The 10,626-nt window shown below is 44.4% G+C and carries 7 protein-coding genes; all 7 read right to left on the reverse strand.

Annotated features, from left to right (window positions below; genetic code table 11):
• Positions 1-46: 46 nt before the first annotated feature.
• Positions 47-1,501 carry an oligosaccharide flippase family protein gene (locus tag EGI32_RS08585; protein ID WP_255154982.1) on the reverse strand — a complete coding sequence of 485 codons (1,455 nt, stop codon included), beginning with the start codon at positions 1,499-1,501 and terminating at the stop codon, positions 47-49.
• Positions 1,482-2,789, reverse strand: coding sequence for an O-antigen ligase (locus EGI32_RS08590; RefSeq protein ID WP_255154983.1), 1,308 nt, complete (start codon positions 2,787-2,789; stop codon positions 1,482-1,484). Before EGI32_RS08590 ends, EGI32_RS08585 begins: the two co-directional genes overlap by 20 nt.
• 9 nt (positions 2,790-2,798) lie before the next feature.
• Positions 2,799-3,689, reverse strand: a complete 891-nt coding sequence (locus EGI32_RS08595; RefSeq protein ID WP_255154984.1) for a polysaccharide deacetylase family protein — start codon at positions 3,687-3,689, stop codon at positions 2,799-2,801.
• 138 nt (positions 3,690-3,827) lie between these two features.
• Complete coding sequence (locus EGI32_RS08600; protein ID WP_255154985.1) at positions 3,828-4,352, reverse strand: UpxY family transcription antiterminator; 525 nt, start codon at positions 4,350-4,352, stop codon at positions 3,828-3,830.
• A gap of 249 nt (positions 4,353-4,601) precedes the next feature.
• A complete protein-coding gene (locus EGI32_RS08605) occupies positions 4,602-6,959 on the reverse strand; it encodes a tyrosine-protein kinase (RefSeq protein ID WP_255154986.1) in 2,358 nt (785 codons plus the stop codon).
• A gap of 17 nt (positions 6,960-6,976) precedes the next feature.
• On the reverse strand, positions 6,977-7,762 hold the full coding sequence (locus EGI32_RS08610) for a polysaccharide biosynthesis/export family protein (protein ID WP_255154987.1): 786 nt from the start codon (positions 7,760-7,762) through the stop codon (positions 6,977-6,979).
• A gap of 581 nt (positions 7,763-8,343) precedes the next feature.
• Positions 8,344-10,626, reverse strand: a 2,283-nt coding sequence (locus EGI32_RS08615; protein WP_255154988.1) for a gliding motility-associated C-terminal domain-containing protein, incomplete at its 5' end; no start/stop codon positions are given.

Genomic DNA, 10,626 nt, shown 5'->3' on the forward strand with positions numbered 1-10,626 from the left:
TTGTCTAAACGCTTTTTATAGTATTTAATTACTTTTCAGTATAAGTTTATTCGGCCGGCGATAACCCGAAGCCGTTTTTGAAATATTTCGCAAATATCGCCCAACATAATAATCCTGTCACGGGCCAGAAGGTAAAAAACAACCAGTAGGGGTTCATAATTTCCGAAAGGTAATAATAGCTTACAACTATCGCGGCGCTGGCAATATAAAATAGCAGCACATGGCCGATGTTAGTCATTTTGCGGCGCACCAGCACTACATCCTGCATGATGTGAAATGCCAGGAACGAAAAGAAGATCGCATAATTAACCACGGATAATGTGTGGTAAAACTGGAATAAAATAAAACACAGCAGCAGGTTGATCACCAGGCTGCCCACGTTTCCGATCATATCCAGGTTCTCGAGTTTGAGCGTTATCATCACATTCGCCTGCAGCAATGCCGTAGGGAAAACGAGGATGGTAAGGAACATTTCTTTGCAATAAATGGCTGTGCCGGCATATTTTTCACCAAACAATAAGGGCACCAGCAGATCGGAAAAAGAATACATGAAAGTGAATGCCAGTAAGCCGAACAAGGCGTAAGCGATGAAAGCCCTTTTATAAACCTGGCTCATATCGGCGGCGCTTTTTTTATAAGCATTGAGCAGGAGAGGGTAGAGGGAGGAGGAAACGATCACGGGCAATATTTCCGCCAGTGAAAAGAATTTGAAGGATATCTCATAATCCGTCACACCCAATGGGATTACTTTTGAAACGATGATACTCCCCACCCGCCAGTACACTACCGATATGCTGGCGATGATGGCAAAGGCCCAGTTTTTTCCAATAATGGTCTTGAGTTCGGTCATCTTCACTTTTACCGTGAGGATATGGCGGAGATTGATCAATCCCGAGCTGCCGAATTTTATGAACAGGTTGAGCGTGATCAGGCGTAGCGCTATCAGGAAAAAAGACAGGTAGAAGATGTTGATGGGGTAAAAGAACAGCACGCAGGCCAGCAGGAATTTCAGCACTGCTTCCACTGTAAGTATCACGAATGTTTTTTTCTGTTCGTAATGTGCTACGTTGATGAACTTGATCACATAGATCACATTGTCAAAAATGACGTTGATGCCGATTATGAGCGAAAGGTTCCGGATCAGCTGGTTGTCATACAGCGTGTACGCCATGATGATGTTGACGATGTAAAAGATGACGCCGACGTACAGCTGTATCTTGAAAAATTTGTCGATGAGGCTGTTCTTGTCATCGGTATTGATGAGTTCGCGGATGAACCAGTTGCCAAGCCCCAATGACGCAAAACCCACAACAGTGGCGTAAAGTGTATTGGCTATAATGTAATGGGCGAAATCTTCCGTAGTGTATTGCCTGGCCACAATGATAAAGAAAACACTGAAAAGTATATTTTGGAAAATGTTGGAAAAAATACCCCAGAAGCTATTTTTAACCAGGTTCGTTTTCAGTTTCGCACCGATATTGTTAGATAGTTTTTTCAGCATCTTCTTCAAATTGTACCCGCTGCGAACTGGTGATGATTAAACAAATTAGTGTTACTATCAGCAATTTCATACGCACGTCGCCCAATGAATACACTGTATAGAAGGCTACCATCCAGCTCAGCACCGCAGCGATGAGTAAAATGATGGCGATATTTTTTTTGCGGAGATAGAGAAATATCCCATGGAAAATGGGCACGAATATCAACCCGAGGAAACTGAGGAACCCGAATGATCCAAGCTCTGTCAGCAATTTCAGGTAACCGCTTTCGGGGTGATCATAATATACCACTTCGGTACCTACCATCCAGAATTGATCGGGGTTGTGCACCGATACATAATTGGAATAGTTGCCGAGGCCTATACCGAAGAATGGATTGTTGAGATAGATCTGGAAGGCATCTTTCCAGATGCTTAGCCTGTCTTCGTAAGAGTCATTCAGGTTATCCCCGCGTTGAAAAACCGCGAACTTATCGCCGAAAGCATATACGATCCCGAATAACAATATAGCAGTGATGATGGCCGAGGTGCGGTATCTGGAATTGCCGAACATGGACACAAAAAAGAAACCTGCTGCCCATCCGCCAAGTCCCCCGCGTCCACCGGTGTACATGATGGCCACTACGGAAAATATCAGCAACACATAATTCAATATTGGCAGGCGTTCGTCTTCCGGATTTTTGATCAGGCACAAAAAACTCATGGCGGCCAGGTATTGCGAGAACACCTGAGGATCGGAAAAGAAGCCGGGGTAGCGGGCTACATCACCCGACATGTTGGGATTTTGTACAGTTGATAAGGTAAAAGAAACACCGAGTACAAACTGGCAGCACAGGAAGAAGAACGAAACCATCAGGGTGATGCGCAGGCATGCGATGATCTTGTAAAAAAATGATGGGTCTTCCAGGCATTCGTCGGTGACTATTTTTGCAAAAATGAAGATCGGGAAGAAGTCGAGGATATCGCGTAAGGTATCGTCGCCGAGGCTTTCGGCCAGGAAGAGCCCGACGAGAATATTTACCAGTAATATGATAAACAATGTGGTGAATGCGATGCCATTATTTTTGAGATGTACATCCCGGCGGCGGCGGTAAAAACAAAAAGCGAAAATATAAACGAGCAGGTTGAAGCCGTTCATGGCAAATTTTCCCGGAAGAATATATGCGTTGAGAAAAGGATAGGCCACCAGGATGAATTGTACGAACAGCCTGTTCTTATCATCCCTGGTTACAAACATCCAGACAAGAAAAATTGCGACAGTTAAAAACGATAAGATCAGTGAAACACTCATTCTCTTTGGTTATAATAATTTTCTGTTGAACCATGCACCGGTCATCCTGCAGATATTTTCTGTAAAGGAAATGTTTTCCAGTACATCAAATCTTGGCAGTTCGAAAGGTTTTTGCAGGCTCTCCGGGGTAAGGTAATCGGGAACTGTGGTGAATGCAAGGGTATAACCGGATTTTTTCAATATATCGATCTCCCTTTGCCTGAATTCGCCGTTAGGGTAAGCAAAGTGGTTTACTTTTTTATTCAGCCAGCTTTCCAGTTTGCGTTTTGATTCTGTGAGTTCAAACGCTGATGTGGTATCCGGGCATTGCGAAAGGATCGGATGGGTAACGGTATGGCTGCCGATGTGTACATAAGGTGTTGCCGAGATCTCTTTCAGTTCCTCTACTGTCAGGGCTTCGCGTGGAAGGGCGACGGTTTCTTTTACTTTTTCGAGAATGGCCACCCGTTCTTCATTGGGAACTTTTTTCAGGTCCCGGATACTTTGGCTGATGAGCCCGTCGTTTTTGGCCTTGCCGATATACGACCACCAATAGGCCCCGTCTTTTTCGATGGGCTGGGTGGAAGCGAAGATGGCTACCGGAACTTTATATTCATTCGCCACTGCGGCGATATTTTCTTTATTGCTGCGCCAGCCATCGTCTACAGTGAACACAACTCCGGATCCCGGAAAAGTTTTTTTGCCATTGGCAATGTTTTCAATATCGTCGAGGGAAAGAAAAGTAAACCCGTTTTTAAGGAACCATTTTACGCAGGAAGTGAATAATTTCTTATCAGGCGAATGGAAATAAACTGAAATGATGTACTGGCCGTCGTGTGCCTTTTTGCAGGCTTTTTTTACTTTCCCGGTCAATAGCAGGGCACTGGACACAAGGAACGCGGCCATGTTTCTTACACTCATCAGTTTTACTTTGGTTTCAAATTAAAATGTAATTTATACAAAAAAAGAAGACGGCTACATCTCCTTTTTTTGCAAGTTTTTCATTTTCAGGTTTAATACGTTATAGCAGGGAGCTATGATACAATTTTTTTGTATCAGTTAAGAAACTTTGTTCTTAAGCTGGTAAGAGTAATCCAGGATCTCCACATGTGATTTTTTCACTTCGGCAGATATCGCATAGCCCAAAGAGGGTAGGGATACTTTTACTTTATTGCTGTGGACTGAAACTACGTTTCCCTCAGACTCTATCCAGGGAGAGCTGGTGATACGTACCATATCGTTGGAGTTCACTGCTGTTTTTTCGAGGGTCACATTGCTGTGCTGATCCAGGAAATGCTGCATGCTTTCAATTTCAATATCTTTAATGACAGCCGGCTCGCCCAACCAGTAAACGAAGTTTACCACATCGCTGGTCTTTTTGATGTCTGCCATTTCTTCTTCTGTACTGCGTACGAAAACAAATGATTTGAACAAAGGTTCGAAAACGAGTTTTTTCCTGTCGGCCCATGGGTTTACTACACGGTTAAGCGGACAGTAATTTTCGATTTTCTTTTTCTGTAACAAAGTAGCGACTTTCTTTTCGCAATGTGACTTTGTGTAAACTGCATACCAATTTTTTTTCATTTTGGTAAATTTTTTGGTTAAAAAATATGCAGTCTCTCAATGGATGATGATGATGTTTCTATGTTTTTTTGTAGGATTGGTGGCGTTTCCGCGGTTACGAAATACTTTCGTTTCCCGAAAATCGGTTTTGGTGGGATATCTACTTAAAGGAGTAGTTTTTTTGTAGGATTGGTGAAGGACCCATAAGTACGAAATTTCTTCGTCTCTGGTTGTAGGTTTTGGTGGGATATTTTACTTTAAAACAGGAACTTAATTATAATTTTTACTGATAGCCTCTCTTTCTTTCCGCTCTTTTTTTTCTTTCCTGGTTTCTTTTCCACCGTACACATAATCATAACCGTAGCCATAATTATTTTTGAAGAAACCTCTTACTTTAACCCCGTTGAAGATCAGTGCCGGATTTTTCAGCGGGTTGATCCTCATATTCTCGTCAATTCTCTTAACGATCATTTTCGGAGTGTATTTATGACGCACTACATATAATGTAGCATCGCAATAATCAGTCAGGATGAACGCATCGGTAACCAATATTACAGGTGCGGTATCGATGATCACCACATCGAAGATACTTTTCAGGTGTTCGATGAATGGCTCTATCTTTCCGTTTACCAGCAATTCCGATGGATTTGCCTGTAATGTGCCTGCCGAAACGAAAAACAGGTTTTCGTAGGCCGGTATCCTGTTGATGATGTCTTCGGCTTCGCTTTCACCGACGAGGTAATCGCTTACACCTTGTTCATCATGCTTGTCAAACAACTTGCCGAGTGATGGTTTGTGTAGATCCAGATCTACCAGTACTACCTTTTTACCAGTAAGTGCCTGGCTGATGGCCAGATTTGCTGCCACAAAACTTTTTCCTTCTCCGGGTATACTGGATGTCACCAGTATGGTTTTATTCTTTGCATTGATTCCGAGGAAGTGAAGGGAGACCCTCATTTTCCTGAATTCTTCCGCTATGAAACTTCTTTTACCTGCTTCTATCAGGATCGAATCGTTCGATTTGTTATAGGCGACTTCTCCCAGTATCGTTACGTTGGTCAATGCTTCCAGGTCCTTGCGGTACAAAACCTTACGGCTGAAAGCTTCCCTTGCGCTGATGAACAGGATACAGGCTCCACCCGCTACGGCCATTGCTGCAATATAGATCAGCATTTTGTTCGGGCTAACCGGCCCTCTCGATGACTGTGCGCTGTTTACCACCCTGCTATCGGATAATGTAGAAGCGTATGATAATTCACTTTCTTCCCTTTTCTGTAAAAGGAATGAATAAATTCCGTTTTTAATGTTCTGATCCCTGCTCATTTCTACCAGTTGCCTTTCCTTCTGCGGGATATTGCTCAGCATTCCGTTGAACTTTCCTGTAGTAGCGGAGAGGTTGCTCCTGCTTGCCATGATGTTGTTCTTCTGGCTCTGGATGTTCGACATGATCGCCGGCTTCAGCTTGTTGATCTTGTCTGCAACCGCTACCAGCATCGGGTTATTTTCAGCAACTGTCTTGCTCAACCTGTCGTATTCGATCTCCGAAGCACTCAGTTCGCCTATCATCTGGTTCAATCCAGGATCGCTCATCCCAACAGTAGACGGTAATGCACCTCCCTTGGTTGTTACAAACTTTTCCACCTGGTTGATCACCCCGAGCTGCATGTCCAGTTCGCCCATTTTCTGATCGTTGGCGCTTACATTCTGCAGGTACATCTGAGATTGTGCGCTGATATCAGTAGCTCCGCTGGATGCCTTGTACTGCTGTACGTTCTTTTCGATAGAATCAAGGTCATGCGCTACTGCATTCAGCCTTTCTTCCACGAAGTTGAGCGTGCTTTTGGCAAGGCTGTTCTTTTCTTCAATACCGGCCTTGTTGTATGCTTTGATCAGTTCGTTCAAAATATCTTCCGCCCTTTCCGGTACCGCATCCCTGTAAGACAGGTTGATGATACTGGACAATTTGCTCGCTGCTGTTACTTTCAGTCCGCCGAGGATCGACTTGGTCACATCCTTGGTTTGCCTCAAAGAGAAATAAAATTTGCGGCCGTAATCGTTCTCCTCGTCAGGTTTATATTTTGTATTCGGCGCAAATTTAAGCCTTCCGTACGAAGTATTCAACCATTCGTTGATTTTTCCTGCATTTTTTTCGTTCAGGTAAATATCACCTTTGCTATTGTCATAACGAAGGTAAACTTTCCCAACGGGCTTTAAATCGTCAGGATTGGCAGCTTCGATGGTTACGGGGTTGGTTGTATAGGAAGAAACAGCCTTAATCTTTCCTTCACGATAGATCGGGGCGTAAAGGTGAAGATTTTTAACTACTTCGTTCATCAGGGTCCTTGATTGCAGGACTTCCACTTCATTTTCAATGATCTTTTTGGTACCAGCCATGTTCAGCTGTTCTACCATCTTTGAATCTTCGTTCCCTTTCTTTTCATCTTTGATGATAAGGGTAGCGGTAGCTTCATATAGTGGAATGGTGTACCTTAAATAAGTATATGCAGCGCCGATAGCAAGGGCAGCGGCAATGAGAAACAAAGGCCAGTAAGCAAGGTATTTTGAAAATAACTGTGTTACCAAACTCTCATCAGCCTGCAATGCGCTCTTATTTGTTTTAGGTTGCATATCCTTTAAAACTCCTCTTATTTAATTAAACGGTCTAATAATATTGCCACTATCGACAAGCCACTCAGCACGGAAGGCAATACATTTTTATTGCTTTTGGCATTTTCCACTTTATCCTTGTTCGCTTCCACATAAACGATATCGCCCGGCTGGAGATAATAGTTATCGGAAGTAAGGAACTTCGGTGAATTCAGGTCGATGCGGCTGATCGTTCTGTCGCCATCATATTCCCTGATAAGCAATACATTATCTTTTTTACCGTATACAGTGATATCTCCTGCAAGGCCTAATGCTTTCAGCAGGGAGATCTTTTCATTCGGTACGGTGATCACTGTAGGTTTCGCAACTTCCCCGATCACGGTCACTTCAAAGTTGAGGTGACGGATGGTTACGATAGGGTCTATCAGTAATTTTTTATCCAGTATCAGGTTGGTAATACCATCCTTCAATTGTTTTTTGGTCAATCCTGCCGCTTTGATATTACCCAGGATCGGCAACTGGATGTTTCCATCACTGTTTACCAGGTAACCCGAAACATTGGTGGTGCTTCCGGCTGAAGTGGTAGTGGCGCCCGAACTCGCGTTCGGAGTATTGAAAATTGCGGAAGCTTCCGCGTTCAGGCTGCTGATAGATATACTTAAGATATCATTGCGTTGGATACGTGGTTGAATATCGTCGGTCACCCTGGTCAGTAATGTGTCTTTTACATTATAGAAATAAGCAGTTTGTTTGGTAGTAGTACATGAAGTACCAAACAAAACCACCTGAGATAATATGAAAACAAATAATATAATTCTGGACATATACTGTTTTATAGTTGCAATATAAATTTCGTTCTTACAACGTATTTAAATCTATATTAGTACGATTTTGTGTAATTTTTTTTCTTGAAATTGATATTTAATCAATTCAGGATGAAATAATTAACTGAACTGCAGTAATTAATAGGAAGGTGAATTAGAGGTACAGAGAATATTGAAATTTTAGGGGTAATTTCAAAAGGATCTTGAGGTTAGTTTTGCCGTAAAACGACTATGTATCAATTACGTAGGGCAAAACTAATAAAAATATTCAAATAAGCAACTATCTCGCAATTTAAAATGATGGTTTTTGCAAAATATACCTGAAGTGAGTAGTGTATGAGGAGCAGTTTTTTTCTGAAAAGCGGGCTGGTGCTGCATTGTTCATGAAAAATGGTATGGCTGGCAGGGCTGGTTTTGTTTTCAAGATAGGTGTGTATAACCTGATGAGTGGTCAACCCGCGGTAGTCAACCCGCGGTAGTCAACCTGCGGTAGTCAACCTTCGGTAGTCAACCCGTGGTAGTCAACCCAAAAAAAGCGGGCAAATGCTACTGCACCTGCCCGCTCAATACCTGTAATTTTTTTATTGTACGATGATCACCGTCCCTTTCTGCTCCACCACACGGCCATTGTGATCCTTGCCTTTCACCATCCACACATAGGTGCCTACCGGTTGCTTCCTGCCTCGGTAAGTACCATCCCAGCCTTTCAGCCATTGGTTGGTTTCGAACATCAGGATACCAAACCTGTCGAATACCCGGAAGTAATCGGTGCTGGCAATTCCTGCCGGTATTGCACGGAAGATATCGTTGCGGCCATCGCCGTTCGGACTGAAAGCATTCGGAACATGATACATGGGACCTTCATAGGCTTTTACGAATACTGTATCGTATCCTTCGCAACCTGCGATATCGGTAACAACAACTGTAAACCTTGTATCGGCTGTGAGTGTAGCCAAAGGATTTTGCAGCCGTGGATCGTTGAGCGGGGCGGCGGGTGACCAAAGGTAACCGGTACCACCACTTGCCATGAGCTGATGTGGCCTGCCATACATGGCAATCGTATCCCTGCCAGCAAATGCCTGCACAGGCGGCTGGACAAATACTGTTACAGTATCTTTTACCACGAAATTACAGCCGTAGTTGTCGGTCACAGTAAGAATGAACTGCTGTGTACTGTCTGTTTTAGCCGGTGTAACAGGCTGGGTCGGGAACGAAACTTTATTGGCTGGTTCCCATCCATAATTAACCGTACCGGAAAGATCGGTTGCGCTACCCATCAGCGTTGCCACGGATGGAATGGTTTGCGTAGCCTGGTTACAGATTGCCGTATCCAGCCCTGCACTTACGATCGGTTTGTGCAGTACATTGATGGTGATCACATCCTGGCGTTTACAGATACCCCATTGGGCATTCAATGTATAGATCGCCGTATCCTGAGGTGTAGCCACCGGGTTTTTAACTTTAGGATCATTCAAAGAAGTTAAAGGAACATTCAGTGCCGTCCAGTTGAAGATAGTAGTCTGGGGATTCGTCTGTGGTTGCAAGGTGACCGAACTACCTACGCAAATGGTCTGGTTCGGTCCGAGTTCAAGCCTCATGGTGTCCAGCAATGCTACCGTAACGGTTGTATTGGTAACACAACCTTTGGCATCTTTCACTTTCACATTGGCATAGAAGCCCGTATCCGGAGCTATGAAAATATTGGACGATTGGTAGTTCAATCCGTTATTGATCGAATACTGGTAAGGTGTGGTTCCGCCACCACCGGTTACGGTGATGGTTCCATCATTGCCATTACAAGTAGCTACTTTGGTGTTGGTAGCCGATGCTGTCAATACTGTTGGCTCTGCGAGAACGATGCTGGTATCTTTTGTACAACCTACATTATCTTTTATGCGGAAATTATAGGTTCCGGCAATCAGCCCGTTGAATACATTGCTGGTCTGATAGGTTGCATAAGGAGCCAGTGCATATTGATACGGGGCCACACCACCACTAATGTTGAAAGTGATGCTGCCATTGTTGTTTCCGTTGCAGGATGGCATCACTTTCACCGAAGGTGATCTTAATGGAGGATTGGAATTCAATGTAAAGGAGCCCGAACCTGTACAGCCATTGGCAGAAGTGAAAGTATAGGTATAAGGGCCAGGGGCAAGATTGGTATATGTAGGGCTGGTTTGAGTACCGCCAGGTGTAAGCGTGAAACTGTAAGGACCTGTGCCACCCGGTACGATGGTGATTGAACCATCATTGATGTTGGCGCAAACCGGCTGGTGTACAGTAGTAACAGTTGAGCTCAGGGAAGGACCCGCAGCTACAACCGGATTTACCGTAACGTTGCCACCGCACCCCGATCCCGCAATAAAGCTGATGGTATAAGTGCCCGGGCCAAGATTGGTAAATACATTGCTGGTCTGTATCACGTTACCCGGGTTGAGCGTATAAGTATATGGTCCCGTTCCGGTAGGGGTAACTGTAATGGTACCATCGTTCCTGGTAGGGCAGGAGGTAGCGGTGGTGGTAGCCGTTGCGGTGAGGGCCGGCCCCTGCAATACGTTTACCGCCACATTACCCACGCAGTTATTGGCATCCCTGATTACAAAAGTATGTGCTGCTGCCGTAACACCGGTGAACAGGCCGGTAGCCTGTGCCGGGCCGCCATCCATCGCAAAAGTATATGGCCCGGTTCCATTGGTAGGGGTTACGGTGACCGTTGCGTCGTTGATATTCGGGCAGGAAGTAGGAGTAAATGTAGCAGTTCCGGTGATACCCGATCCGGCACCTACCGTACGGGTGATCGTACCAGAGCAGTTGGTGGCATCACGGAAAGTGACCGTATGAGAACCCGGAGGCAGGCCGGTGAA

Source organism: Ferruginibacter sp. HRS2-29, assembly GCF_024343615.1.
Taxonomy (GTDB): Bacteria; Bacteroidota; Bacteroidia; order Chitinophagales; family Chitinophagaceae; genus Ferruginibacter.

Coding starts and splice junctions, on each gene's coding strand:
- EGI32_RS08585 (WP_255154982.1), bottom strand. CDS start 1,501: ATGCTGAAAAAACTATCTAACAATATCGGTGCGAAACTGAAAACGAAC.
- EGI32_RS08590 (WP_255154983.1), bottom strand. CDS start 2,789: ATGAGTGTTTCACTGATCTTATCGTTTTTAACTGTCGCAATTTTTCTT.
- EGI32_RS08595 (WP_255154984.1), bottom strand. CDS start 3,689: ATGAGTGTAAGAAACATGGCCGCGTTCCTTGTGTCCAGTGCCCTGCTA.
- EGI32_RS08600 (WP_255154985.1), bottom strand. CDS start 4,352: ATGAAAAAAAATTGGTATGCAGTTTACACAAAGTCACATTGCGAAAAG.
- EGI32_RS08605 (WP_255154986.1), bottom strand. CDS start 6,959: ATGCAACCTAAAACAAATAAGAGCGCATTGCAGGCTGATGAGAGTTTG.
- EGI32_RS08610 (WP_255154987.1), bottom strand. CDS start 7,762: ATGTCCAGAATTATATTATTTGTTTTCATATTATCTCAGGTGGTTTTG.